The 27,000-nt window shown below is 46.2% G+C and carries 23 protein-coding genes and 1 tRNA gene; 14 read left to right on the top strand and 10 right to left on the bottom strand.

Going from position 1 to position 27,000, the window contains the following annotated elements:
* Nucleotides 1-47 precede the first annotated feature (47 nt).
* From NWE92_06855 to NWE92_06840, 4 genes are all read left to right on the top strand, one after another.
* The gene (locus NWE92_06855) at nt 48-2,621 is read left to right on the top strand and encodes a hypothetical protein (GenBank protein ID MCW4029349.1); all 2,574 of its coding nucleotides are present in this window, start codon (nt 48-50) and stop codon (nt 2,619-2,621) included.
* A 110-nt stretch (nt 2,622-2,731) separates the two neighbouring features.
* Entirely contained in the window at nt 2,732-3,469 is a 738-nt protein-coding gene (locus NWE92_06850) for a hypothetical protein (protein MCW4029348.1), read from the top strand.
* A gap of 36 nt (nt 3,470-3,505) precedes the next feature.
* Entirely contained in the window at nt 3,506-4,072 is a 567-nt protein-coding gene (locus NWE92_06845) for a hypothetical protein (GenBank protein MCW4029347.1), read from the top strand.
* A gap of 1 nt (nt 4,073) precedes the next feature.
* The gene (locus tag NWE92_06840; protein MCW4029346.1) at nt 4,074-4,697 is read left to right on the top strand and encodes a hypothetical protein; all 624 of its coding nucleotides are present in this window, start codon (nt 4,074-4,076) and stop codon (nt 4,695-4,697) included.
* Between the two features lie 177 nt (nt 4,698-4,874).
* On the opposite strand, the gene NWE92_06835 is transcribed toward NWE92_06840, so the two are convergent.
* The 3 genes from NWE92_06835 to NWE92_06825 form a co-directional block, all read right to left on the bottom strand.
* The gene (locus tag NWE92_06835; GenBank protein ID MCW4029345.1) at nt 4,875-6,146 is read right to left on the bottom strand and encodes an alkaline phosphatase family protein; all 1,272 of its coding nucleotides are present in this window, start codon (nt 6,144-6,146) and stop codon (nt 4,875-4,877) included.
* Between the two features lie 58 nt (nt 6,147-6,204).
* Nucleotides 6,205-7,149, bottom strand: coding sequence for a hypothetical protein (locus NWE92_06830; protein ID MCW4029344.1), 945 nt, complete (start codon nt 7,147-7,149; stop codon nt 6,205-6,207).
* 71 nt (nt 7,150-7,220) lie between these two features.
* Nucleotides 7,221-8,675, bottom strand: coding sequence for a M56 family metallopeptidase (locus NWE92_06825; protein ID MCW4029343.1), 1,455 nt, complete (start codon nt 8,673-8,675; stop codon nt 7,221-7,223).
* A 167-nt stretch (nt 8,676-8,842) separates the two neighbouring features.
* Here NWE92_06825 and NWE92_06820 point away from each other — a divergent pair, with 167 nt between their 5' ends.
* From NWE92_06820 to NWE92_06810, 3 genes are all read left to right on the top strand, one after another.
* Nucleotides 8,843-8,983 carry a hypothetical protein gene (locus NWE92_06820; protein ID MCW4029342.1) on the top strand — a complete coding sequence of 47 codons (141 nt, stop codon included), beginning with the start codon at nt 8,843-8,845 and terminating at the stop codon, nt 8,981-8,983.
* Nucleotides 8,970-9,365, top strand: coding sequence for a response regulator (locus NWE92_06815; protein ID MCW4029341.1), 396 nt, complete (start codon nt 8,970-8,972; stop codon nt 9,363-9,365). Before NWE92_06820 ends, NWE92_06815 begins: the two co-directional genes overlap by 14 nt.
* A 120-nt stretch (nt 9,366-9,485) precedes the next feature.
* The gene (locus NWE92_06810) at nt 9,486-10,382 is read left to right on the top strand and encodes a UbiA family prenyltransferase (protein MCW4029340.1); all 897 of its coding nucleotides are present in this window, start codon (nt 9,486-9,488) and stop codon (nt 10,380-10,382) included.
* A 171-nt stretch (nt 10,383-10,553) separates the two neighbouring features.
* On the opposite strand, the gene leuS is transcribed toward NWE92_06810, so the two are convergent.
* Nucleotides 10,554-13,436, bottom strand: a complete 2,883-nt coding sequence (gene leuS / locus NWE92_06805) for a leucine--tRNA ligase (protein MCW4029339.1) — start codon at nt 13,434-13,436, stop codon at nt 10,554-10,556.
* 194 nt (nt 13,437-13,630) lie between these two features.
* On the opposite strand from leuS, the gene NWE92_06800 reads away from it, so the two are divergent.
* From NWE92_06800 to NWE92_06785, 4 genes are all read left to right on the top strand, one after another.
* Entirely contained in the window at nt 13,631-14,434 is an 804-nt protein-coding gene (locus tag NWE92_06800; protein MCW4029338.1) for a S1 family peptidase, read from the top strand.
* A 234-nt stretch (nt 14,435-14,668) separates the two neighbouring features.
* Nucleotides 14,669-15,649 carry a polyprenyl synthetase family protein gene (locus NWE92_06795; GenBank protein MCW4029337.1) on the top strand — a complete coding sequence of 327 codons (981 nt, stop codon included), beginning with the start codon at nt 14,669-14,671 and terminating at the stop codon, nt 15,647-15,649.
* 203 nt (nt 15,650-15,852) lie between these two features.
* A complete protein-coding gene (locus NWE92_06790; GenBank protein ID MCW4029336.1) occupies nt 15,853-17,202 on the top strand; it encodes a hypothetical protein in 1,350 nt (449 codons plus the stop codon).
* Nucleotides 17,203-17,227: 25 nt separating this feature from the next.
* Nucleotides 17,228-18,358, top strand: coding sequence for a TIGR04084 family radical SAM/SPASM domain-containing protein (locus NWE92_06785; GenBank protein MCW4029335.1), 1,131 nt, complete (start codon nt 17,228-17,230; stop codon nt 18,356-18,358).
* An 8-nt stretch (nt 18,359-18,366) separates the two neighbouring features.
* On the opposite strand, the gene NWE92_06780 is transcribed toward NWE92_06785, so the two are convergent.
* Both NWE92_06780 and NWE92_06775 read right to left on the bottom strand, forming a co-directional pair.
* On the bottom strand, nt 18,367-18,531 hold the full coding sequence (locus NWE92_06780) for a hypothetical protein (GenBank protein ID MCW4029334.1): 165 nt from the start codon (nt 18,529-18,531) through the stop codon (nt 18,367-18,369).
* Nucleotides 18,532-18,554: 23 nt separating this feature from the next.
* Nucleotides 18,555-18,827 (bottom strand): hypothetical protein, encoded by a 273-nt coding sequence (locus tag NWE92_06775; protein MCW4029333.1) that lies wholly within the window; start codon nt 18,825-18,827, stop codon nt 18,555-18,557.
* Nucleotides 18,828-19,140: 313 nt separating this feature from the next.
* On the opposite strand from NWE92_06775, the gene NWE92_06770 reads away from it, so the two are divergent.
* The 3 genes from NWE92_06770 (at nt 19,141) to NWE92_06760 (ending at nt 21,654) form a co-directional block, all read left to right on the top strand.
* Nucleotides 19,141-20,667, top strand: a complete 1,527-nt coding sequence (locus NWE92_06770) for a hypothetical protein (protein ID MCW4029332.1) — start codon at nt 19,141-19,143, stop codon at nt 20,665-20,667.
* Nucleotides 20,668-20,826: 159 nt separating this feature from the next.
* Nucleotides 20,827-20,905 (top strand) — tRNA-Pro (locus tag NWE92_06765).
* Nucleotides 20,906-21,060: 155 nt separating this feature from the next.
* Nucleotides 21,061-21,654 carry a hypothetical protein gene (locus NWE92_06760; protein ID MCW4029331.1) on the top strand — a complete coding sequence of 198 codons (594 nt, stop codon included), beginning with the start codon at nt 21,061-21,063 and terminating at the stop codon, nt 21,652-21,654.
* A 28-nt stretch (nt 21,655-21,682) separates the two neighbouring features.
* Here NWE92_06760 and NWE92_06755 read toward each other — a convergent pair whose 3' ends face one another.
* The 4 genes from NWE92_06755 to NWE92_06740 all read right to left on the bottom strand — a co-directional run.
* Nucleotides 21,683-23,740: a hypothetical protein gene (locus tag NWE92_06755; GenBank protein MCW4029330.1), complete on the bottom strand. Its 2,058-nt coding sequence runs from the start codon at nt 23,738-23,740 to the stop codon at nt 21,683-21,685.
* An 85-nt stretch (nt 23,741-23,825) separates the two neighbouring features.
* Entirely contained in the window at nt 23,826-24,167 is a 342-nt protein-coding gene (locus tag NWE92_06750; GenBank protein MCW4029329.1) for a hypothetical protein, read from the bottom strand.
* Nucleotides 24,168-24,227: 60 nt separating this feature from the next.
* Nucleotides 24,228-24,746, bottom strand: coding sequence for a hypothetical protein (locus NWE92_06745; GenBank protein MCW4029328.1), 519 nt, complete (start codon nt 24,744-24,746; stop codon nt 24,228-24,230).
* Nucleotides 24,747-25,031: 285 nt separating this feature from the next.
* Nucleotides 25,032-27,000: PQQ-binding-like beta-propeller repeat protein (locus NWE92_06740; GenBank protein MCW4029327.1), on the bottom strand; the 1,969-nt coding region annotated here is incomplete at its 5' end.

The raw sequence follows: 27,000 nt of genomic DNA, 5'->3' as shown, positions 1-27,000 counted from the left end.
CGAAGAATTAATAAGCGCTCGAATCCATACTCCTTTGAGGGTCAACCATGTTGAAACGTAGGCTATCCTTACTTTTTATTGTAGCTCTTATTGTGATGCTTGCTATTCCAACTTATTTCTCATCTGTTTCCTCCTCGACGGGAAACATCCGAATCAACAGCACCACCACCAGCCCCACGGGGCAAACCGTGATGGCTGGAGGCAACATTAACCTCTACTTCGGAAGCGTAACTTGGTCTTACGAAGCATTTTACATTTTTATAAGCCAAAACCACGATAATCAATATTCAACTTCGGATATTGTTTGCACGCCAAGTATCTTAGCATCTGACCTTGCAAACACTACCAAGGTATCTGTTTATAACTTCAATAACCAAACTTGGCTTGTTGGCAGTAACTGGGTAAACGGCACTCTGCCCCGAACAATCGCTTTAGGTAACTATTACATCAAAGCAGTTGACCAGTTTTACACAGTGGCTGTAACTGATACCTACATTACCGTCAACTCCCAATATTATCCAGCTGTCCTCAATATTTCCCCTGACTCTGGACCTGGCGGAGTAAACGTCACCTTTAGCGGCTACAATTATCCAAACAGCACTGATTTGTCTATTTTCTACTATGACCCCGACTTTGACCGATGGAACTTTTTAACTAACGTTACTTCAGATGAGTCTGGGCAAATTAGCGTCCCCTTTGAAGTCCCTGACCTAAAGAAGTCCGTCGGAACAAGCGGAGTTGAAAGCTTCAATAGTCTTTCCTACAGAGTCACTGATATTTACGGCAACACTGTTTACAGTACTGGCTTCTACAACCAATACTTAAGAGGCCTAAATCAAGTTGGTTCGGATGCAGAAATTTCTCCTTTCTATGGAAATGGAACAAGCATATACACCACTACCTTCATGGTTGGTGACAATCTTCCCATTTCAGGCAGATGGTTCCATCCCGGCGTGATTTATATCAGATTTGACGGCGTTAACGTTGTTGATACCGTTACATCTGATGAATGGAACAACGCACAAATTATCGGTACTACCGCTGCAAACTCCAATGGTTCCTTCAGTATCACAGTACAGATTCCAAACGCGGTTGCCGGTCTACATTACATAGCCATTGAAGATTCCCAAACCCGCATAACCGTCCAAATCTTTGTTTTTAACGCAACCCTATCGCTTTCGCCTTCTAGCGGCACCGGCGGAGCGACCGTCCAATTCACTGGTGAACGTTATCCTCCGTCCTCAACGGTCACTTTATCTTGCGAAGACCCTGACTATTATACATGGAGCCCTTGGGAAACTACTACATCTGATGCATCAGGAAGAATCAACTTCACAGTAGAAATCCCTGACCTAAAGAAAGCATGCTACAACGATGAATATAGTAACTACTCGTCACCCATCTGTTTTAGAACGGAAGTTAACAACGTTCCCTGTTCTTACGCTGATTATACGCAGAATTGGCGTGGACTAAATCAGGTGGCTGGCCGAACTGCATATGCTCTATTTGGCAACGGCACTAACCTTTCCTATGACGTCAATGTGACACCGGGAAGTAGCATGTTTATTTCAGGTAAATGGTTCCACCCGGGTGTTGTATACATACGATTTGACGGAATCTATGTAGTCGACACCGTGACCTCTGACGAGTGGCGCAATGCCCAAATCATAGGGACAACAACAGCCAACGCTTACGGTTCCTTCGCAACCAACGTAACAATACCCACTGCTAGCGGAGGCAACCACTATGTCGAAGTCGAAGATAGCGAAACCCGCATCACCGTCAAAATAACCGTTGATGGTCCAGTCATCAACAAGCCCACGTCTACATCGACAAGTTCCTCATCCTCTAACACGCCCGCGCCAACCGCTGCACCCACTTCAAACCCCAACTTACCTACCCCAGCTATTGACGTGTCCTGTAAAGGCACCACCACATTAAACGGATTAAAAGTTAACATAAACGGCGACCTAAAACTAAGCGGCCAACCCCTCTCTAACACATCGGTTCTGCTTTCTTATAGCATAACTGGCGGGTCCTCATGGCAAAGCCTGACGCTAGTCAAGACTGATGCATCCGGCAACTTCGCCGCTGTCTGGACTCCTGACGTTACAGGCAATTACCTAATTAAAGCCGCGGTGGATGCCTCCTCAACTTATGGGGCAGCCAGCAAAACCGTCACCTTAGTCTTATCACCAGACGCTGAAAGCAACGTTTTCTCCGTTAACTCCAACTCCACCATCAGCCAATTAGCTTTCAACTCGACTAGCAACGAATTAGCCTTCACTGCCTCCGGGCAGTCTGGCACTCATGGCTATGTTGAAGTGTACGTTCCAAAAACCCTCATAAGCGACATATCCAACTTGCGCGCTTTTGTTGATGGAGCTGAAGTCTCATTTAGCAGCCAAGACCAAGGTGATGCGTGGTTCATAACGTTGAGCTATTCTCACAGTGAACACCGAATCACCATGGAGTTAGGCGTAAGACCACAAACAATTGAGCCCTTAACTGGAAACTGGTTCAAAGACAATATCGTGCTCATAGCGATTATCGGGTTGGTACTTGTTATTGTTGCAGGTGTGGTTGTCGCTTACAAGAGAAACAATAAATCTCAAAAATAACTCGCCTTTTTTGTCACCCCTTCTTTCGGCTATTCCGCCCTTTTTCCTTTTTTCGTGTGCAAGCGAAAGCATCATTAACCGCTTCCACGTAACCGCACCCTGTGAAGTCTATGTCTGGCTCGGAATCGTTGCTTCCCTTCGTTAAAGAAAAAAACAAAGACGGCGAACCCACAATCATCGTGGATAGTCGCGAAGCAAGCAGCGCCAAAAAAATCGTCACTGGCCTCAACGAGAAAGGCGCCATTACAAAAACTCAGCTTCTCGAAAAAGGCGACTACATCCTCTCTGACCAATGTGCTGTGGAACGCAAAACCGTCAACGACTTTGTCTACACTCTTACCCGCCGCTTCCTTTTCGAGCAGCTTTTCCGCCTAAAAGACGTCTACCCCAAAAGCCTCATTGTCTTGGAGGGCTATTTGCCCATTATCTACAAGTACAGTAGCATTTCGCCGCAGGCGATCTGGGGAGCCATGTTTAACCTTGCCAAAAACGGCATAGCCATAGTCAACACTGGTAGCCAGAAAGAAACCGTGGATTTCCTCTATACGGCGGCGCGGCAGGAGCAAGTGGTGGAGAAGCGCAGTGCAGTGGTGCATGCGTTTAAGAAGTGTGATACGCTTGCGGATTCGCAGGTGTATTTTGTGGCGAGTTTGCCTAGTATTGGGCGTGAGAAGGCGACGGCGATTTTGGATTCGTATCAGACGCCTATGAATGCGTTGATTAATGTGGATGATTGGCCAAAGGCGGTGGATGGGTTGGGTCCTGTTATTACCAATCGTGTGAAGGCTGTGTTGACTACGCCTTATCACGACGCTGGTTCCTCTGAATCTGAACCAAGCAAATGTTAAAAGGCGAATTCAACAATAGTTTAACGCTGGTTGAATATGTCAAAAGTTAAAATTGCCTTGACAGTGTTAACCATACTAATCGCGATTGGTCCCGTGGCTTGTATGGCGTTTGTTTACCGCGATAACCTTTTGGGGATGGTGTTGCCGCCTGAACTCAACAACATCGCAGAAGAAGGCATCGTAGGCAACATCACAGCGTCTGACTTCGAACCGCCAACGATTTCCAGCCCCCCTAAATATGATCCTGACACCGGCGAATTTAATGTGGACTTTAACTTTACTAATCCGCTTTCAACTCCAATTTCGGTGGATAGCTTCTCTGCAGACCTCAAATCCAGCGGAAGCAACCTGGACCTCGGAAACATCGAACTTGCAGGACCCATCAACATCGCCCCCGGAGAAAACGGCATTATCGATCTTGCAGGGACTCTTAGCCAAGAGACCATAAACCGGCTTCAAGAACAATATGGCTCCAATGGTCGCATCAACGTTGTAGTTGAAAACGTGGATGCAATCGTTGCGGGTGTGCATTTCCATCTTGACAGCCTTGATTTAGGCGCGTTGGATTTGAGTTCGCTTCAAATGCCCTCTGGAGGCTCATAGCATGGCTCGTATTATTAATTGGGTGGGTGTTGCAGCTGGCATCGTTACCTTGCTGATGGTTGCGATTTCACTATATATGCCCTGGTGGAAACTTGTCATAGGCGAAGACCTATTCACAGTTAATGCTTCCCCTGTCTACTTTGGGTTTGGTCTTTTAGGTTCGCAGTTTACGGTTCCCCTGCTTTGGGCGTTAAATATTACTTTAATCCTAACTTACGTAGCCTGCGGCGCAGTTATGCTGCTTTATTCGCTTATCCCAACTAAACCCTACGCTAAGGACCTGTTAGACTTCTCCTATCGCAAACCCATCTACGCCCTTGTAGGCTTCGTTGTTGGACTGGTGGTGCTGGTGTTGGTTGCAGGCTTTGTCGGCGTAAACGTTCCCCTGATGGGTTCCGCAGAGGTGTCTTTGCCGCAGTTTTTGATGTCACAATTTGGAGTAAGCATAAGCGTTAGTGTGGTTGCTGCATTTATGTTGCCCTTCGGATTTGCCATCGCCGCCGCTGTCCTATGCATTGTCGCCCGAATCTATCACCCTAGGCTCACCAAGAAATTCGAGAAACTCCAACAACAGCAAACCCCCGCGGTGCAGCCTACTCCTGCAGCCGCTCCTGTCGCAACCTAACTATCCCCTCTTCCTTTTCTACTGATTTTCAACATGTTAATGGGCTGTTTCTGCGTCAATACGGACCTACCCTCCTTAGGTTTCTGCATAGAACCACTAATAGCATCCAAATATGCTACAAATAGGTTGGTTATAACATAAAAGAGGCGTCTATTGCCCAAAAAGAAAGAGGGCGCATTATTTTTTGAGTATTGTCATGAGTTTGGGCATTAATTCGTAGGCGTGTTCCAGTGTGCCGAGGTTGCCTTTGGCGCATTCCCGCTCAGAGAATTTGCCTTTGCCGCCTGTTTTGGTGCCTGAAATTAGCAGTGGGACGGGGGTGTCGCTGTGGTTTTTGAGTTCGCATGGGGTGGCGTGGTCGGCGGTGACGCAGATTACTGTGTCTTTGAGTGAGATGTGCTGCAGGAGTGGGCCAAAGAAGTATTTGTCTATGGCTGCGAGGATGTCGGTTTTTAGTTGGCAGTTCCCGTCGTGACCTGGTTCGTCGGGGCCTTTGAGGTGAATGTAGAAGCAGTCAAATTTGGGTAGGGCTTCAAGGAGGGCTTTGACGCGGAGTTCCATGTCATGCTGCAGGTTGCCTGAGGGGGGTGGAAGAAGTGACGCCTGCATCCCTGCCAGTTTGGCTATGCCGCTTTCGGTTTGCATGTCTGCTAGGCAGGCAAATTTTACTCCGTACCGCTCATTAATGTTAAAGAACCTTGGCAGCAGGTGACCTGCATCGCGGGTTATCACTGCGTTTGCTTTTAGTTTGCCTTCCTCTGTGCGTTTGATGTTGACGGGTTTGTTCTCCCAAAGCTGATGAGACTTTTCTATGAACTCGTTAACTAAGCCTGCGGAGACTTTGGCGGCTTGGGTGCCGTCGGTTGGTTCACAGGTTTTAAGCACCATCGGAGGGTCTTTGAGGGCTACGCCGATGCCGTTAATTACTGTGTATGCGGGGTCGCTGTTTGTTATGTGGCTAGATAGTGGCTCGGCTTTGCTTTTAATTAGTAGTATGGCTCGGTGGCCCAGTGTGTTTTTGAATTGGAATGTGGCTGGGTAAGAAGTTAGTTTGAGTTGTTGGTTGACGACGCGGCTAAGTTCGGTGGCTTCCGCGTTGGTTAAGTTGCGGCCTGCGCGTCGGTCAAGGATTTTTTTGTCCTCTCCTAAGGTAGCGAAGTTGCATCGCACAGCTAAGTCGCCGTCTTTCATGTCTAAGCCTGCGCCTGCGACTTCGATTACGCCTCGGCCAGTGCTGTATTTGAAGGGGTCATAGCCTAAAAGAGAGATGACGGCGGCGTCGCTCTCAGGAGCTATGCCTCTGCCCACAGTGTACATTAAGCCAGTTTCGCCGCTTGCGGCAAGCATATCAAGGTTGGGGGTTGGGGCTGTTTCAAGGGGTGTTTTGTTACCTAAAGCTTTGACGGGTAAATCACCCATGCCGTCGATTGCAACGTAAATCAACTTCAAATTAGCTGCCTCTAAGTTAGTGCTAAATCGTGTCTTTATTTGCATTATTCCCTTATAACTATTGTTTTACCCCAAGCAACCCGCGGATTACTTCTTGCGTACTCTGCGGTGTCCCCGTCGTGTTCACTAAGTAAATGTCGCTTTGCTCAAACAGCCGCTTAAAGAAGTTTGTCCGCAACTCAATCTTGCGCTCGTCCTTAACCAGTTGGTGAGGGTTGCAGAAGTTGTGCGCTAACAGATAGTTGAGGGCTTCTTCTACGGTTAGCTCTGTGACGACGTTTTTGTCGGCGGGGTCACGTTTGAGCATTATGATTTTGTTAATAGTTGTGAGGGGAATTACGCCTCCGCTGCCCACAATCCAACGCACATTCACAATCGCTCTTCCTCGGTTATCAAACTGTGCCTTGTCGATGAGGCGTTCGTATTCGTTCCAGATTTTGCCTATGTCGGCTTGGATGTAAGTGTTTTTTTCGCTGCCAAATGCGAGGGGTTCACGGTTGCTTAACCGCACAAAGTACCAGTCATCAGAAACTAACCGCGCCGTTTGAATCCTGAGTAGCCCCCAAGAATGAGTGGTTTTGCCTGTGCCTGACGGCGCAATAATCGAAACGCCAAGGCAACCAAGGTCAATCGCTGCCCCATGCACGGAATAAATGTGGTGCTCATCTTCTAGTATGTCGCCTGTAACGGCTAAAGCTATGCTTTTTACCCAACCATAATAGTCCACGTTGATGAGAAACGCCGTTTTCGTGTACGGGTCATACTTCACGGTTAGGGGCTGCCCCTGCTCGGAGACAACGACTAGGCGACCATGGGAACGGTTGTTCTCGTTAGCGGTGAAAAAGTTGTCTTCCCACTTGTTTTTGGTATCCTCTGAGTCGGTTAGGATTTTTATGCAGCATCCGTAAATGTCGGCTTTGCTGGTGTAGAGTAGTTTAGTTTTGTAAGCTTCAAAGAGTGCCTCTTTCTCTTGAGGAGTAATCAACTGCACGGTATAACTCATGGCTGGAAACCTCAAAGAATTCTGCGGGAAAATAATAAAAAAGTGGTGGATAAGGCTTTCGCGAACCCGATTTAGCTTCTCAGCGTCGCAATAAAGCCGCGGGTCACATCAATTATAGATTGCAGCAGGGGATGCTTGATGTCCTGAGGCGATAGTTTCTCCAATCTGTCCACGCGGAAGTAGATGGGCGGATGCGGGTCTAGCCCGAGCCATTCTTGGATGCGAAATGACGGCGTCCGCTCATAAAGGAGCCGTTGGAACCCGATTTTTTCCAGTGACCCCGCCAGAATCTGTGGCGTGCCTATCATCATGGCGGAGACGAGGTCGGCACGGGCTTCAAAGAATTTAGCTATGAAAAAGATGACCACCATTATGGCCCAGAAGTAGACAAAGAACAGAAATGTGGAGAAGATGATGGGCAACAGTGGGAACAAGACGTAGAATCGGAAGAGGAACTCAGCGGAGACCAAGCCGTATAAGATAAGGGGGTCGCGTCCGCGCAGATGTCCAAACTCATGCCCCAGCACGCTACGTATCTCATCTTCATCTAGCTGAACCAAAAGCCCCGTGGTTATAAGCACTAACCCCCGTTTGGGGCTGGGACCCGACGCCGCCGCGTTTGGCACCAACGTGTTTGAAACCACCACTTCAGGCATCGGAAACTTGAACCTGTCCGCAATGCCCTTTACTATGTTGTACACGTTGACTTTTTTGGCTTTAAGATTGCCCATCTCACAGGGCACGCCATGCTTTAGAAACACCGCTTTGGCTTCTTCAAGGTCAATTTCGCCCTTCTTCGCGATGACTTGCTCATAGATGTCTTTTTTTATGGCTATGAGGGTTTCTTTGGGGTAGGTTTTGTTGAAATCGTCTTTTTCGCCTACTGGCAAATAGTACTCTAAGAAATGGATGGTTGGATTATTTTTTGTGATGTGCCATTCAGCTGAGCGACCGATGAATCGGTTGGCGAAGAAGACGAATCCGAACTGTATGCCGATAAGGACAAGCGGTGCAATCCAGAAACCGTCGGGGTAAAAGCTGGCTATGGTGATGAATATTGCCATGCCGAAAACGATGAAGACCACAAAAAACATGATTTGCGTTTCGAGGAAAAACCTGTTAAACGATTTTTCGGGTTTTGTGTAGACTTCGGGAGCGATTTCTTCGCCTTCACGCCAAGAAAAATAGACTGTGGCGCTTTTGGAGTTTTGTGAAAAAATCTGTGTCGCGATGAGTATGTCCTGTTTTGCTTCTTCGATAGATGTTTGAGATACCGAGGCGTCAAGAGGCGTGATTTTTAGCTCGAAGGGGGTGCCGCTTGTGACTTCCACATGCATGAGGTATCTGCCTTCCTCGTCGGTGACTATGTAGGAGAGCAGGTTGAGTTGGTTGCTGGATTCTCTTGTAATGTTTGTGAAACGCTGCTTTTGGGGGACCAGATACTGGGTGTATATGAAGTCGAATAGTTTCTCGTAGTAGCTGGGTGGAACTTCAGGGTTGATTTTATAAAAAACAGGTTGACTCATGTCGAGCCTCAAAACCTAGAATATCCCAAGCGTTTCAGACTTTTATATGCCTTATGTACATACCCTGCACAGCAACACTGATGCAAAAACTGCAGAAAAACGATAAATTTTTAAGCAGAAACCTCAAAGAGGACAGCGTTTATTAATCTCGAAAAACATCTTTAGAAATGCCCGAAGGCAACGGGAAAAAGTCTTTGTGTCCAAATCAAATTTCTGGTTTGGTTGAAGTTCAAAGACAATGCGGCAGGCGGCTTTTGAAGAAACAAAAAGCCGTGGTAATTGAGGTAATGAAAGGTGGCATCATCTAAAAAGAACATACTCGTTGTTGACGATGACAAATCTATCCTTAGAACATTTACGCGGATTTTACAGAAAAGCGGTTATGAAATTGATACTGCTGAGACCGGCAAAGAAGCGATTGAGAAAACCGAGATTCGCCACTATGACCTCGCACTAGTCGATATTCGTCTGCCCGACATGGATGGCACCGATTTGTTGGCTAAACTCAAGATACCCCTACAGCACACCGTAAAAATCATGATTACGGGTTTTCCCTCGCTGGAAACAGGAGTAAAAGCCCTTGATGAAGGCGCAGACGCCTACCTTGTCAAACCTGTTAAGCCACAGGAACTGTTGATTCTGCTCGAAGAAAAACTAAAGAACCGCGAAGAAACCGCAGAAATCAACTAAAAAACCTTTGCTTGCGTTTTGTAAAGCATGCATCCCTTTTGATGTTGCATACGTTTTTTCAGGCAAAATTAAGTATTATTGTGGGGAAACCTTAAGAATGGTCATTTTGCTTCTGACCCTATGTTTGAAGATTTGAAGGGCTTTGCCCAGTTCATATCCGTGGAACGCGGATTAATGCTCTTTATGATCGTGGTTGGCGCTACCTTCCTTGCCGGAGGCGCCGCAGCTTGGCCTCAAGCCCTCTTTCTTGGCGGGATAGTGTTTTGCATCTGGAGCGCCGTCGACGCCATGAACAACCTCTGCGACGTCGATTTGGATGTGCTCTCGGACCCGAACAGGGCAAGGTTCACAAGGAAGCTGGGCAGATTCGGCTTACTCATCACGCTTGGCTTCACAGCCCTATCTCTGGCGTTGGGTGCGTTGACGTTGATGCCCTATGTGGTGCTCTTTGTGGGCGTAGGCATCCTCTTTGGCGTCCTCTACTCGGTGCCGCCCTTCAGACTTCGCAAAACCCCCTACAAACCCATAGTCAACTTCACCGTCGGCGCCGTCCCCATCATGATAGTAGCGGCTTTCCTTAACGTGTTTAGCCTAAACATCGTCGTGCTCACCTTGCTTATCGGCGTCACCACCGCAATTAACAGCCTCTGGGAAGACCTCGCCGACTACGCCTCCGACTTAGGCAGCGGCTCCCGCACCGTACCCATAATCCTTGGGTTCAAACGTGGTTTGCTCTTCACAGTTGCCATGGGCTACATTATGCTGCCCCTGATGGTGCTTGTCGGCTATCTTTTCAGTTTGCCCCTCATCTACTACGCAGCATTAGGCGGACTCGCAATCTTCCTCACCCTGCGCCTCATCCAAAAACGCAAAACCCTCTTCCAACCCGAAACCGCCGACTCCAAACGACTCTTCAAACTCGGCGAAATCTTGGCCCGAGACTTCGTCATCGTCGCCATAATCTTCACGCTAAGCCTCATGATAAGCGGCCTGCTGAAAATTAACCCCCTAATTTAACCAATGCTTCAAAAGCAGAGCAAACGCCTAGAACCTAAAAGCATCTGTTTACACTTGCATGAATAGAAGTCTCCCTGCCCAGAAGTACCTACCCATCACTTTGCCCTTCTGCACTTTTGAGACTACAAATAAGGGAGGGGGGTAGGTTTGAGAGGTACTGCCCACGTCTTTTTATTCGATGTATATTGCGGGTTGATAGGGTGCTGCCATGGCGGCGCGGTTTTTGGGGTCGAAACGTTGCTGGTCCTCTTCGGTGTAGACGGTGACTTGGGCGTTGAAGCGGTCATGTAGGAACGTGGCGGCGGAGTCAAGGATGGCTTTTTCGTCTGTGACGCCGATTTTTATCATGTTAGCTTTACGGTCGCCTGAAACTTTGGTTAAGGCTTTGATAATGCGAGGCACCATACCGCTGATGTCTTTCATGTGGGGTTTTAGTGTTGGGTCGGAGGCAAAGAGTTTCATGAGTTCGCCGATGTTGGGGTTGCCCGCAGCGGTTTTTTCAAGCACTTTAATGTAGACCTGCCACTTCCAAGGCGCCGCTGTGTAGTAGCAGATGCGTTTGGGCGCGATTTTCATGGCTTTTAAGATGTTGTTAGTGTCATCCATGACGTCGGTTACGAGGTTCTCCTGCTCCAACGCAGCCACATTAACCTTCGTAGCATCATAGACGGGCCATTTGGCAACGCTGATAAAGCCCTCCTCACCAGTCTGACTCCAGAGCTCCTCACACATGAACGGCGCAAAGGGTGCCAGCATCTTAAGCCAGTCTTTAACTGCCTCGGCTAAGGCTTTGGCTTCGGTGTTGCCTTTACGTTGAATGTACCAGCGCAGGTCATTCCAAACCTCAAACAACGCCGTTTGCAAAGCAGTCCGCGTTTTAAGTTCCTCAAGGCTTGCGGTGACGTCTCGGATGCGGCTCTGCATTTTGCTTATTAGCCACCGCTCCAAAGGCGTATCTTCATCCTTTTTAGCGGAAGCAATGATGCCGCCTGCGAAACCCATTACAGCTTCAAATTTGGTTTTGAGGTCGTTGATGTTTTCGGCTCGCCAGTCAGGGTCATCCATGCCCTCTGCGCCCAAGAGCAAGCCGCATCGGGTGGCGTCGGCTCCGTATTTTTCGACGGCGCCTTTCATGGTGATGAAGTTGCCTTTGCTTTTATGCATCCCTTGTCCTTCAACCATGAGCATGCCGTTGACGCCGATGGCTTTGGGCCAATGTTCAGGTGGGAAAAGCGCGGCGTGGTGGAAGATGCAGAAGCTGAGGTGGTTGGGGACGAGTTCTTTGGCGCTGTTGCGGAAGTCTAATGGATACCAGTAGAGGAACTCGCTACGCATCACGTTTAGCAGGTCCGTTTTGATGCCGACGGCTTTCTCGAGTTCTGCCGCGGTGCCTTTGCCGTAAAAGAGAAAATCAAACACCTCAGGCGTTAAGGCTTCGGGTGGGATGTTGTTTTGTTTGATGTGTTTGTTTACGGTGTAGAATGCCATGTAGACTGTAGAGTCGCTTAGCGTCTCGATTATCCAGCCTTTCCCCCACGGTAGCGGGGTGCCAAAGCCAGTCGTGCGTGCGCAAGCCCACTCTCGTAGCCAATCAATAACCGTGTTAAACCATGGCTTAGCGGAGTCGGGGTAGATGGTGAGTTGTTCAATGAGTTGGTGTGCTAGTTCTTTCCATTTTGGTTCAGAGTAATCGAGGAACCACTGGTCTGAGAGAATCTTGACAAGGCAGGGCGTCATGCAGCGGCATACTACTTGCTCTGAGAGGTCATACATGGAGTCGGCGGCGCCTTGCTTTTTGAAGTCGGCTATGAGTATGTCTTTGGCTTCCCGAATTGATTTGCCAGCGTATGGGCCGCAGTTAGGTTTGAGGATGCCGCCGTGGAACTCTTTTTTGTAGAGTTCTTTGGTGGCTTCGTCGGCTTTGGGGTCGTTTTGGTCTTTCAAGCCCATCTGGTCAGCAATCTCCACCGCGGGGAATTCGCCAAAGCCCTCCATTTTGATGATAGATATGGGTTTGATTGCCTGTACCATGGCGGGGTCGATGCCGAATTGGGTGAGCACTTCGGGTTTTTGCTGTAAATCTCTTAGCGCCAGCCAGTCAAAGGGCGCATGAGCGGGGACACTGTAAACTACGCCTGTAGCTGTTTTAGAATCCACAAACCAACCGGGCAAAATCGGAAACTTTAGCCCCGTTACAGGATTCTCAAACGTTTTGCCGATAAGTTCCCTTCCTTGGAAGCTGCGTTTCACCGTGACCTTGCGTTCTTGTTCCTTGAGTTTCTCTGCGGCTTCTTGGCTAATAATCCATGTTTCCCCGTTTACGTCTGCTTCAACATAGGTGGCGTCGGGGTTTAGCCACATGTTAGTGATGCCATAAATTGTTTCAGGACGAAAAGTTGCCGCGGGCAAGACGGTGCCGTCTGGTAAGCGGTATTTGATAAGGGTGTATTCTTCGGGTGTGACGCCTTCGCCGACTTGGCGGTCATGGTCGCCGGTGGGGGATTGGTCTTTGGGGCACCAAACCACTGGGTGGGTGCCGCGGGTGACGTAGCCTTTTTCTTTGAGGTTCTTGTATTGCCACTCGATAAACTTTTCAAAAGTGGGCGTTATTGTAGTGAATTCGCGACGCCAATCAACACTAAAACCTATGCTTTTGGCGGCTTTGCGGCCTTCGTCAGTGTAATATTGAGCCATAAAATGAGGATCAACAAACCTCTCCAGCGCCGCTTCGGGGACGCCGTCGACTTCTCGGAGCACTTTAATGAACGCCGCATCGCCCCTTGCGACTCTTTGGGAAGCTCCAAGCAGCGGCTGACCGGTCCAATGCCACGCCCAAGGCCACAGCACATTGTAGCCCTGCATTCGCTTAAACCGTGCATACGCATCCACACGTGACGCGGTGAAGGTGTGTCCGACATGAAGGGGGCCGTTCATGTAGGGAAAAGGGAAGGTAACCATCTTTTTTTCGCGGTTGAGGTCGGGGTCGGCTTCGAAGAGATGGGCGTTTTCCCATCGTTGCTGCCATTTTTGCTCGAGTTGCTTGGTTTGGCTCATAAGCCTTCTGAGTCGAGCCTGTGCTATTAAGACTTTTGCTTGTCTGTGTATGTAGTTTTGTTAAACAGTCGGGTTGGTTGGTTGCAAACTAAACATGTTTATATATGAAGATACACGACATCATATTCTAGTAGAGGGGATACCGAATACCAAAAAACCATGTAGTAGCAACTGTGCTCCTTATTTCACTCGCCATGATTATAGGTTTATTCACAGGCGTAGCCACCGCAATAACTGGCAACTACAACCCCGACTCCACACCCTACGTCGGCATCGTTGTTGCCTTCAGCGACGCCGCAAAAACGCAACCCATCAGTTACTCAACTGGCTTTTTGATTTCTCACAACGTAATGGTTACAGCAGGCCACAGTTTACTTGGCGCAGCAGCTGTTAGCGTCTGCTTCGACAAAGGACCCATTAACTTCGCCTTAAATCCCGACGGCACACTTAGCTACAACGGAGACGAGCCAATATACGATGGCACCCCCGTGGCTTATCCAGGCTACTTCCCAACCTTATCCGGCAACCAAGAATTCGCAACCAGCGACATAGGCTTAATTCTGCTGGACACACCCGTCAGTGGCGTAACCGAATTTCCAACCTTACCCACGGCTGGTTTCACAGAAACGCTACCTCAAAAAACCGCCCTAACCGTAATCGGCTATGGATTCCAAACCCAAGTTACCCCGAAAAACAACGGCGTCATGGACTCATGGATAGGAAGTCTCTCCTGCAACAGTGCTCAGGCACAATTAATTGCATCTAACTTTCAAGGCAGCGATCTATATCTCAAATTAACCGCTAACTCGGCTCAAGATAAAGGCGGAATATCCTTTGGCGACTCAGGCGGACCAGTAATCTACACCGACAGCTCTGGAGAAGAAATTGTAGTTGCGGTAAACGCTTTTGTTAGCAACGTCAACTGCAACGGAGTTACCTACCACACAAGACTTGACGTGGCCACGATATTGGGTTGGCTCAACAATTACCTATCTTAAATTTAAGGTAAGCTTGCAAGAAGAGGTGAAAAACATGAATGCAAAAAGAATCGTCCAAGCAAAACCCGCAACCGGCGGCTGGTACTAAAAAAGTACTGCTCCACTTAACCGGTAATCTATCAACCAACTAACACTTTTTGTTTATTATTTTGTTTTCTAAAAGCACTTATACAAACTCGACATCTATTGAAGCTAACGAGGGCTTAGCCGATGTCTTCAGACGACTCCAAATTAATGGAAATCAAAAAAGGCTTCCACCAAAGAGGCGATGAAGCCTTAGCAAACACCCAGAAAAAAATACTCTCCCAATTTAGAGACGACTATGCCATTTCTCAAGCTCTACGATACTTCGCTGAAGTAACTCTTCAAGGTGCATTGCCTGTTTTTCCGGCTTTGATTTCTATGTCTTGTGAGGCTGTTGGGGGCGACGGGGCAAAAGTGACTCCCTTTGGGGAAGCTATCGTTTTGATAAGTGCAGCTGCTGATTTGCATGATGACGTGATTGACCAATCGCTCAGTAAGGGTTCAAAGCAGACTGTTCTAGGTAAATTCGGAGTAGGCACCACGATATTGGCGGGAGACATTTTGTTAGTGGAAGGTGTTAAGCAATTAATTGAAGCCTCGCGGTCAATTAATCCGCACTCATCCGCTAAAATCTTGGAGTTAACCAATGGTGCAATTTTTGAGATTTCTAACGCAGAAGCCTTAGAGACTCGTCTTCGGGGGCGTTTAGATTTAACGCCTAATGATGTGCATGATGTGATTAAGTTAAAAGCGGTGGTGCCGGAACTTGCTTTTAGAATCGGTGCCCTCTTAGGCAACGGCGATTCCGAGGTTATTGATGACTTGGGAAACTTTGGCAGGATTTACGGAGTTAATTCCATTATAATTGAAGAATTCTTGGACCTGTTTGATTTTGAAGAATTTACTCATCGAATAAAAAACGAGTGTCTTCCTTTACCCGTGATCTATGTCTTGCAAAACCCCGAAAAAAGGTCAATTCTGCTTCCTATGCTCAAAGAGGGCGCATTAACTGCTGAGTTGCATGAAAAATTTGTTGATGCTGTTCTTGATTCGCCCGAAGCGGATGCTCTGCATCATTTTTTGGTCTCAAACTCAAAGGTGGGTGTAGAAAGCTTGGTCAAAATAAAGGGAAAGATGAGAGAAGAACTTGAAGACTTGCTCTTAGCTCCTCTTCTCTATTTTACGGTTTAATACCATCCGCCTGTGCGGATTACTTTGTTGTTTGCCTTCATTCTAACTCTCCTCCAACTTGTATTATTGTTCTACTAGTATGCTTTAAAATTTTTCGGTATGATTCATACGCGATTTTCTGTATATCAAAAATATTGTTTCTAAATTCTCAACCCTTAATTTGAAGACTTCAACCAATAGTATGCTTGTAGCTGATGTTCCACATGCCGTTCGGAAAAACCAAAGAAAGCTTCAAGCTATCTGCAGGTAACGTAATCCTACTAGCTAGCGCCTTTATTTGGTACCTGATAGCATTTAACGCCCTGAAAGGTTGGCTTGAAGGAATAGACGCTACCAACCTAAGCCTAGCAACCAACAACACAATTTTGGTTTTCGGAGTCAACTTAAGCGCAATCATCCTTTCCAGCTTACTCGGTTCATTCATAGTTGACAAATTAAAGGGTCGCCAACGCTTCCTCTTCGTTTGGCTAAGCTTGGGTATAGTTCTGTCCCTTGCGCCAATAGCCTTTACTGCACTAGATTTAAACTCATTAGTCCTTGTTTCCCTAATTTTCGGTTTATACTTCGGCATAGGCATGCCCGCGACAATGGGATTCCACTCGAGTTTAGTGGAAACTGAAGACCGCGCAAAAGTCGGCGGCTTAACCTTCCTAATAATCGGAGTCAGTTCTGCACTTGTCTCATTACTAATTTTTGACAATTTCATCTTAACTTGTTTAGCTTTAGCTCTTGTAAAAGTGATAGGCCTGATAATTTTCTTGTTTATGCGCCGACAAGAACAACCCTACACGGGAAAAAAGACTGTGCATTTCAAAACCGTTGTCGGCAACAAATCATTCCTGCTATATTTCTTCCCCTGGCTAATGATTACTCTAATTAATTACATGACCCTCCCAATTCTAATTAGCAACCCCGAAAGCAATTACAACTTTTTCTCTTCATGGGAATATGTAATTGTCGCAATAACAGCTGTTATCAGCGGATTCATCGCAGACCGATGGGGGCGCAAACGCTTAACCATAATTGGCTTTGTCATGTTGGGTATCGGTTACGCTGTTGTAGGGCTTACCAGCGACGTGTACCCCTTCATCGGAACCATAATATACACCATAACCGATGGGATAACTTGGGGAATTTTCAACGTACTCTTCTTATTTACCCTCTGGGGCGACCTAGCTCAAGGCAATTACAGTGACAAATTCTACTTTTTAGGCGCCTTACCCTTCCTATCATCATACGTTATCCAACTATTCTTTACACCCCTATTATCGGGCATATCTTTAGGAACAATCTTCTCTTTCGCAAGCGTCTTCCTATTCATCGCCATTTTACCCTTGATTTATGCACCTGAAACTTTGTCTGAGAAAACAATGAAGGACCGAGACCTCAAAAACTACATAGAAAATGCCCAAAAGAAGGTGCAAAAAGAAAGCCAAAAAATTAAACAGAAGCCTCAAGACGACACAGAAGCCTCTCCTGAAGAGGAGCCTTCAAAAACCGAAAACAGCAAAGAATTCGAGGAAGCTCGAAAACTCGCGGAAAAATACTATTAAGCCAGACCGCCCCTGATATGAGTTCATGTTCTTCCATGTGATCCTCACCAGCGACTGCAACCTTCAATGCAAATACTGCTTCGGAGAAAGCCTCGATGACTTCGACGAAGAATTCGGAGACGACATAGAAATCGACTATGAACTCCCCCGCAAACTCAACTATGACATAGGTTTGCTGGACAATTTTTGCCGCCGCGATCCTGATTGCGTTTTAACCTTCTATGGCGGCGAACCCCTTATGCAGATTGAAAAGCTGCGTCAAATCATGGACAAAGTCTCGCCCAAACATTACATGATGCAGACCAACGGGATGCTCCTTGACAAACTCGAACCCAAATACGTTAACCGTTTCCACACGCTTTTGGTCTCAATTGACGGCGAAGAAGCCCTAACCGATTACTATCGCGGCAAAGGAATCTTTCGCAAAGTCATCGACAACCTCAAGCTCATAAAACAAAACGGCTATCGCGGCGAATTAATCGCGCGCATGACGATTATGGAGCAAACAGACATCGAAAAACAGGTCAAATGGCTCCTCTCAAACAACGAATTCCCCTTTACCTCAATCCATTGGCAGCTTAACGCGGGTTTCTGGGGCAACGATTATCAACGCCGCAACTTTGAGGAATGGACAAAAACCAGCTACATCCCCGGCGTAAAAGCCTTAACGCGGTTTTGGGTGGACCAAATGGAGCAACAAGGCAAAGTACTAAAGCTCTACCCCATCTTAGGCATCGCCGAATCCCTGCTACATAACGAAAAGAACACTTTGATGCGGTGCGGTAGTGGCTGGATTAATTATTCTATTCAAACTGACGGGTTCATCTTGCCTTGCCCAACCATGTGGGGTATGAAAAAATATTACCTTGGTCACATAAAAGACGCTGACCCGATGCGTTTGAGGAAGCTGTTTGTGGATCAAAAACCCTGTTGTGAGTGCCCCACGCTTGGGATTTGCGGTGGACGCTGTCTCTACACTAACATCGTTAAACGATGGCCCGATGAAGAGTATGATAAGGTTTGCCATACTGTTCGAGAACTTGTTGCTTCGGTGGAGGCGGAGTTGCCTCGAATACGGCGGCTAATCGCGTCAGGTAAGCTTTCGTTGGCGGATTTTGATTACCTAAAGTACAACGGAGCCGAAATCATACCCTAAACGTGTTGTCACCAGCCTTCGGTGGCGTCTTCCCCAGTTTCCTGCAGCGCCTCCTTCTCTTGGTCCCCCACATCTGGGGGCAACTCCACTTTGTGGTTTGCTTCCTCGATTATTTCGCGTTTCTTCTTTTTCTCTTCAATCACAAATTGTCCTTTGTCTTTCTCATCAACCAAAACCAGCACCCCACAGTTGGCATCTATCTTTTTAGCCTAACCTTTACCGACCACTCGAGCTTTTCGGTCAATTCAGCTGCATCTTCGTCTATACGGTTGTTCTTAAGGTAGTTTTTTACCAATGCTTCGACGCGACTCCAGATTTCTGGCTTGTCAAGTTCATCCACGAGCAGGCGCCCGACGTTCTCGCAGATTTCCATGCCTTGCCTATCGGTAAAACTTGCAGCTTGCATAAAACGGTTCACTCCATCCTTTGAGGTGGACATTGAGGGTATAATGTGTGCGTGACTGTACATCAGCAACAACACATTGGCAACAGACTTGCCGTCAGACCATATTTTTAGCGGGAATATCTGCTGATTTTCAACATTTTAATGGGTTGTTTTTACGTCAATAGTGACTACCCCCCTTAGGTTTCTGCATAGAACCTCTAATAGGATCCAAATATGCCCGCCCAGCCCCTCCCCCTCTATCGTTTTCAGCATAGCTTGAATATTAGCAGCCAAATAGGCTGTTTTATCGCCGATTCATTTGATTATGGGGTTAATTCACCCGTAAGGTCTGCAAAAGTCTTTTAACTCCACGATTTAACAATACAGCGGTGTCCTTGTGAAGAAGCAAGCTCTTGCAAGTTTGGCTTTAGTTTTGTTATTATTTACCTTTTTTAGTGTCGTGGATCAGAGCGGGGCTGAGACGGTTGCTTGGAAGATTCAAACTGTAGATGCCGTTGGCGCTGAAGGCGGCTATTCTTCTTTGGCTTTGGACAGTCAAGGTTACCCCCATGTCAGCTATTTTGATAGTGCTAATACAGCCTTAAAGTACGCCAGCTTTAACGGTGCAGATTGGGAGACACAAACAGTTTTATCCTCAGGTGACATCGGCAGATTTACTTCGCTAGCATTGGATAGCAATAATTTACCTCACATAAGTTGCTTTGACAAAACTAACACCGATTTAGTATACGTTAACTTCGACGGAGCAGCTTGGAGTAGTGAAATAGTTGATGCTGACGCTCTTGCTGAAACTACCTCTATTGCACTAAACAGCACTGGCAACCCCTGCATAGCTTACTGCGGTGGCGCTACAGACCTAAAATACGCCAAGCAAGCTAACCCCGTCTGGACTACAAAAATCGTTGATTCAGCGGGTTCAACAGGTATATTTGCTTCTTTAGCTTTTGACAATTCAGACAAACCACATATCGCTTACATGGATTTTACTAACAAAGATCTAAAATATGCAAAATTTACCGGTTCATCCTGGGCTACTGAAACAGTGGATTCAACGGGTGAAGTCGGCAGATTTGTTTCCCTTGCTTTAACCAACAATGGTAACCCCTGCATCGCCTACTGCGACACAACCCAAAATGACCTAAAATACGCAACTTGGACTGGCACTGAGTGGAACATTCAAGTTGTCGACACCAATGCCTACTCTTACGCTGATTTAGTGCTGGACTCCCAAGGCAACCCCTGTATAGCTTATCTTGGAGCTAGCAGCGCAGAATTGAAGTACGCCAAGTGGTCAGGTTCGAGTTGGGAAACCCAAACAGTCGCCTCCGCTCAGTCACCCTATGAAAGCGGACAAGTATCCTTAGCTTTAAGCCCAACAGGCAACCCAATCATAACTTACATTGACGCAGGTAATCTCCTCTGCGCCCGCCTCACCTCTTCATATACTATTACTTTCGCACAGGTAGGCGCTGACTCATACAATGGAACAGTGCTCACAGTTGACCAAGTCAACTACACTGCGGGGGCGTTACCTGTCTCTTTTATTTGGGACGAAGGTACCATGCACAGTTACAACTTTATGTCCCCGTTAAACTTGACAGCTGACAACATAATTGTTTGGGCTTCAACCACGGGGATTCTTAACCAGAAAAACGCTGACTTCACAGTGACCACCGGCGGCACAATACTGGGAACCTACCAGCCACAAACCGACAACCCGACACCCACAGCTTCAACATCTACACCAACTGTTGCGCCGTCAACTAACCCAACAGCAACTCAGCCAACTCAAAACACGCCTGCAAACGCTGACAACAATTTACTTATCATTATAGCCGCTATAGTAGTTGTAATTGTAGTTGTTGTAGTAGCAATTATGGTTATGCGGCTCCGTAAAAGCTGATTTTTCTTTCCCTCAAAAAGCCCCGCCTCCCTTAAGGAGGATGCCGTTGAGTAAGGTTTTGACTTGTGATGGCTGATAAAGACGGCTTAGTCTTTTCAGAAAACTTAAATATTGATAAGTCGTTCCAGTGGTTCGTAATCCCCCAGAAACCATGACCGTGGGGCCGTCGTCTAGCATGGATTAGGATACATGCCTGGGGCGCATGCGATCCTGGGTTCAAATCCCAGCGGCCTCACCACCTCTACCCATGATTTTGAAAATTAACTCAAATTTTTAATGATTTGTGGCGCGCTAGCCGAGCCTTTTAAAACAACTTACTGACGCTTTTGGAACATAATTTAAATCTCGCATAATTTTAAATAAAGTTTAATTAAATATAAAGCCAGAATTTAGATGAATGCAAAATCAATTGCATTAATAGCAACCTTTGCTGCGTTAGCTATAGTGTTAAACGCCATCAGGATACCGACATTTTATTGGCCCGGATGGTTCTATACCTTATCTGATATACCCGTAATCATAGCCTTTCTCCTCTACGGCTTTAAGATTGGCATCTTAGTTGAAGCAATACAAATCATAGGTCAAGTGATATTTTTCCCCGTAGGACCAGGCGGCATAGTAGTATATCCAATGGGTCTTTTGGTCGTGCCTCTTATGGTCTTTGGTATTTATTCAGCAAAAAAGTGTCTGGCCCGCAAATCCGCTGTGGCGCGCCCAGCAAGTGAAAAAAAGGCAACGATTTATTCGACGGGATTCGCCGTGGCATTTAGAGGCTCAATCATGCCTGTCGTCGATTTTTTTGTCCTCTATCAAATTCTGTTACCGGTTGTTCTTGGCAGAGTTATTCCAGTTACGTATGTTATGGGATTAGTCCCTGCATTTATTATCTACAATATAACAAGCGCATTATATGCCGTTCCGATTGCATATTTTATAGCAAAACGGGCAATCAGGATTCTGGCATTAGAGGGAAGTCGCCTGCTATAGTTGGTGAGCTATTATTTTATGCACCTGTTTAATCAGACGGATATCCAGTCATAATTCTTTCTTTAAGCAAGATTCCGTCAGAGCCAGGTCCATGATAGTGGGAAGACGGATGAATAAAAGTAACGAACGCATCTGTCATGTTAAACTCGTTTGTCAATATTGGATTAACCGGTCCAATCATTTTGCTCGAATACGTTTTTGTTTCGCCGTATCCTTCGAAGATTATACAGGCAGGTGGAAGAATATATTTTGGTGCAAGCAAGGGTATGGGTACACTCCAACCCGCAACGAGTTTTTTGTCATGAATTTGGATGTTTAACTCATCCTTTTTTAAAAGAAGCGCTACCTCATTTAGGTCGCGGATTTTTTGCATAGCTTTTCGGTATCTATAGCCTCGAGCGCTGTCAGTGACAAAGACTGCCGAAAAATAAGATTCCTCCTCGGCAATCTTTACTTGCGTAAAAATGTGCATTGAGTTCTCAATTCCAAATGATGATTTTCCGTTATTTTGTGAGACGAAAATTATAAAGTTCGGCAAATTGAGTTTTTTTGGCGGATAAATAACAGCATTAGCTTGCGTACCGTATAAGCGGACAATGTCTTTTTTAGGGTCCTTAGCAGGGGTTCTATGGGCTGTTGCGATTTGGTCCTGTATCTCTTTTTCAGTTATTGCACCCTTTTGTGGTTCAACTACATAATTGAACCCTGCGATTTTTTTTAATTCATTTTGATGTTGAGTGAATACGTAATCCTCAACGGGATTTAATGGAAGGATTGGGTGAATTAATGATTTTAGCGCTATGAGCGAGGGGCGCTGGGCGCTATTCCAGATGTTACTAAGCATCTGCTCCATTTTTCCAGCATATTCAGCATCGTCAGTGTAGAAGGTGTTTTTGAAGGATTCTAACGGATTAGTGTCACCCAAAGTTGAAGCAGGCTTTTTGAATTGGAAGAAGTACTGCCCATCAATACTTGTTGCTCCACAATATGCTTCTGGTATATGCCTAACCTCCCAATATTTCATCAATTGTTGGGCAGCATCGAGATTTTCATTAACAATAGGAGCCATAACATTGACCAACACTCCCTTGGAGACTAATGCATTCAGGGTTGGCAAACTTTCTTTGAGGGCGATAAGCCCATTGGCGGAGGTCATAATCATGATTTTTCTTTTAGCATTGCGCATAGCGTGATCATATTGGTCCTTGGCTATTTTCGTTTCAGCAATAACGCAGGTCTTTGCTGTCGGTTTCCCTGTCTTGATTTCCATTAACTTTTTTTGTATTTCGACTGCATTATGCCATGAATTATCGAAAACTGAATTAAATGAATGAACAAGAGTTTTACAGTTGGTCCAAAGACAAGTATTATGTTGTTTGTCCTGGTGGTTTTCGTTTGAATCAATTATAAAAGCAACCTCAGCTTCGTCACGAATAATCATAGAGTTTGGAAGCTTTAATCCAAGGTCAGGTGCTCTTATTTCCAGATTTTTATGTCTTTGATGAAAAAATTTGTGGACAATTTTACAGTTTTCAGATGAGATGTCTGTGAGAATTCTTAGGCTAACTGATGATGTAGATATTTTGGTGAACAACTCATCGAGCGCTTCACTTTGATAAATTCTTATCAGTTCTGGAATAGTGAATACAATTGAAAGCTGAGTTTGTGCCTCTTCAGTCATCTGTTTAAGTTTAGGGTAAATGTAGTTGTTGCCTTCAAGCACTTTAAACGTTGATGGTTTGTCTTTATCTTCGTCTAATTTAATTGATTGCCAATCTGTTAGTATCTGGTTTTTGCTACCCTGTAATTGTTGTGCTTCTTCCATTCTTGCTTTTACAAATAAGTCTAGTACTTTCTCAAAGGGTTCTGCGGAGAACCTTGCTGGATGCTCAAGGGTAGCGTTAACGATTCCTTTACTTTGCAAACCCTTTAAAATAGTGTAAAGTTGCTGTTTGGGAATATTGAGGGATTGGACGATTTCGCTTGCCTTCTTGGGTCCTTTCTTGCCCAAAAACAAATACACCTCAGCGTCAAGAGACGACAGACCAAGATTTTGAAGTGTATTGAGGATTTTTTGTTGGCTCAAACAATTTCCACGTTTAGTGCCTTTGACAGAAATCAATTATGACATAATTTATAGATAACATTTTCGAGGAACACACTTGAGGCTACTACTCGTTAATCCGCGTTAATTTTTTCCAGGTCAAAATTAGTTCTTGATGGTTTTTTTTAACTTCCTCAGTTTGATTGATTTCTGTTTTTATTATGTTATCAATAAGTTCTTCAAAGGGCAAGGCGGTGTACCTAAGTTCATTCTTAATAGTAGGAGTTATTACCCCCCTTTTTACGAGCTCTTCAAGAATTTGGCAAAGGTCCATTGGTTTAACGTCAAGTTGACTTGCTAGCTCTTCATTCGACAAAGGGCCAAGCTTAGCTACATAGATATAGACTTTAGCCTCAATAATAGAAAACCCCAAAGCGTTAAGCAATATTGTTATTCTATTGAGACTCAAGTTATTTTGCTCCGATGTATTTTATTTCTCAAAAAAAGGAGATAATTTGAAGCGAGTTGTTTACGGTTTCAATAGATAGCCGAACCAATCATAGCTACCGGGGCCCTTGTCTCTCCCTACGTTCAACGTTTGTCCATCATAAATACCGGTACCTTGGAACAGCGCATTTATGCGGATATCATACGTTCTAGTGGTTGCATCATAGTTAGTGAGCAAAAAGTGTGCATTGCCTTCAAATCCACCATCGGGGAATGATAGCTCAAAATAATCATTGTAATTCGCCATTTCCAACTTGGAATAAGCCCAAAGAACTAACCCCTCGGAGTGTGCGGTTCCTGTAATGCTAGGTGTCGTAGCACCATCGATGTAAATGGCAACGGTCCACTCTCTTGTTATGGGTCTATGAGATAGTCCATCAGAGTATAAGATATCGCCAAAAACTGCTCTTCCAACCTCTGACCATGTGATTCTAACTGGAACCTTTTGACCATTTGTCGGATCAGCCATAACTGGTAATGTAACGAAGAGCCCCGCAAGCAAAGCCAAAGTTAATGCCAGAGTTATTGCCACTTTTTTCATACATTCACCTCCAGCCTTTCCGTAACTTCCCTTTAGTTCGGATGGTCTTTTAACAACTAGTCAGTCTAAAACGGACTACCTACGTAATCGAGCAATAGTAAATATTACCAACAAAAAGGGGATGTGCGCGGGTGATATTACCACTGGTATGAGGGTTCCGTACTATCCCCCATACTGAAATCAGAATTAATTAGGGAATTATGCTTTTGTGAAGCTTCTTGTATTCTTCGTCTTAGAGAACTGATTTAACGCCTAAATAAAAAAAGAAAAAGGAAAAGGCCCTTTTTATGGGCGTTTTCTGAGGAGGAGGAATCCTAAGACTCCGCCGACTACTACGATTAGGATGGCTAGGATGGCGATTGCTGGGACAAAGTACATGTCTGCGACTGATTCTGGTGGGCTTGTTGGTGCTGATGTTGCGGTTGGTGCGTCTTCTACGGTTAGGTATGTTGTTGATTGGGATGGTCCGTATGCTTTGGAGCCTGCGAAGTTTGCGATGATTTGGTAGTCGCCTGGGACTTCTGGTTGGAATGAGCATCCCCAGTTGCCGTTTATGTCGCTTGTGGTTTCGCCGATGGATACGTAGTTGCCGTTGGGGTCGATTGCGTTTAGGGTTACGGTTACGCCTTGTGCGTCTGCGGGTTTGACTTGTTCCATGAATAGGTATTCCATCCATGCTTGCATGTCTGCGTCTGAGATGGCTGGTGTGCCTTTGAGTGGGGTGTCCATGACGTCGTTGGTGTCGCGTTCGCCTGCGGGGGATTGGTCGGTGACTGTGCCTGTAACCATGACTTTGTGTCCTAGGGTTGATACGGTTGGTGTGTCGACGGTGACTGCGCTTGGGCCTCTGCCGAATGCGTAGAGTTGCATGTCGAAGTAGTTGAGTCCGACTAGGATGCCGTCTGCCATGATTATGTTGGACGATGTAGGGGACATGCCGCCGAAGAATCCTAGGATCTTCCAGACTTCTTCACCTGTAGCTGCATCAAGGCAGCGTAGGTTAGGTCCTCGCATTAGGGGTTGTGTGGGTGAGTGTTCGCCTGTGACTGTGTATAGTTTTCCGTCTCCGATTACGACGACGCCGATTGGGTAGGTTCCGCCGTATGCGGATTCTGTGCCGATGCTGTCAGCTGAGTAGATCCAGTTAACATTGCCTGTTTTTATGTCGTAGCATGTGATGACTCCGCCGTAGCCGTAGCTTAGGAGTGTGCCGTTGTAGTAGTTTGAGTACATGCCGTAGTATGAGAATTGTACTTCAGGGTCACTTGTCCAAACTAATTTTCCTGTGTCCATGCTGTAGCCGTATCGTGACAGGGTCTTGGTTTTATGGAAGATTATTATGCCTTCTTCTGGGTAGACGCCGGTGCGAGTTGCTGCTTCGGTGCCTCCTTCAGTTGATGGGGGTGTGAATTCGACGCGTGAAATCTGTCGACCTTCTTCTCCTGGTTTAAGGCTGAGTGTAAGGATGAAACCAGGGACTGTGCTTGTACCGTTGTTGAATCCTTGGGCAACGAGGACGACGTATTCGCCTTCTTTGACTACTTGTATGCTGGCTGTTTGGTTAGCGATGTTGTTAGCTGTACCTGTGATGCTTGGGATTGATGCGTTTAGTGAGAAGAAGTTAGCTCCGTTATGTACGTAGTTGTATGCAAGAGTGCCTAAGTATGCTGGTGAACCGCCGAAGGTTCCGCCTGCTGGTCTCCATTGCCACAAGCCTGTTCCAAGTTGGCTAGAGGGCATGGTTCCTGCTGAGGTGTTCCAGACTTGTAGGAAGTATTGTGGGCTTGCGGTGCTGCCGAGGTTTACGACGTTGTATCTTAGGATGCTTCCGTCTTGGCCATAAACTGCAGTTCCAGTAGCGCCTGTTGTTACACCTGCGGATGGGGCGCCTGTTCGTTTTTCGGTTTGGGTTACGTTGGCGATGTAGCAGACTGTTTGTTCTGTGTAGCCGTCAAGCATTTCCCAAACTGTTCCAAAGCTTGTTGAAACCGCAGTTGAATTTCTTGTGAAGGTTCCACTAGTTGTGTTTACACCATAGGCTGCTCCGAGTGCAACTACTGAGCCGTTTACGAATTGTGTTGCGCTAGGTATCTGTACAATTTCAGGTAAGACAACGCCAGATGTTCGCCAAAGGTAGCTGAATGCGCCGTGTTGGTTGGGTGATTCGTAGTTGTAGACTTGGCCAAATGATGGTCTGGTTTCGGTGTAGTTTCTGGATATTTCGTCTCCTGTGTAGAGGTCAACGATTTCCCAG

The organism is Candidatus Bathyarchaeota archaeon, assembly GCA_026014745.1.
Lineage (GTDB): Archaea > Thermoproteota > Bathyarchaeia > Bathyarchaeales > Bathycorpusculaceae > Bathycorpusculum.
Note: the sequence above shows the minus strand (reverse complement) of the source record. Positions and strands in the feature narration are given on the sequence as shown.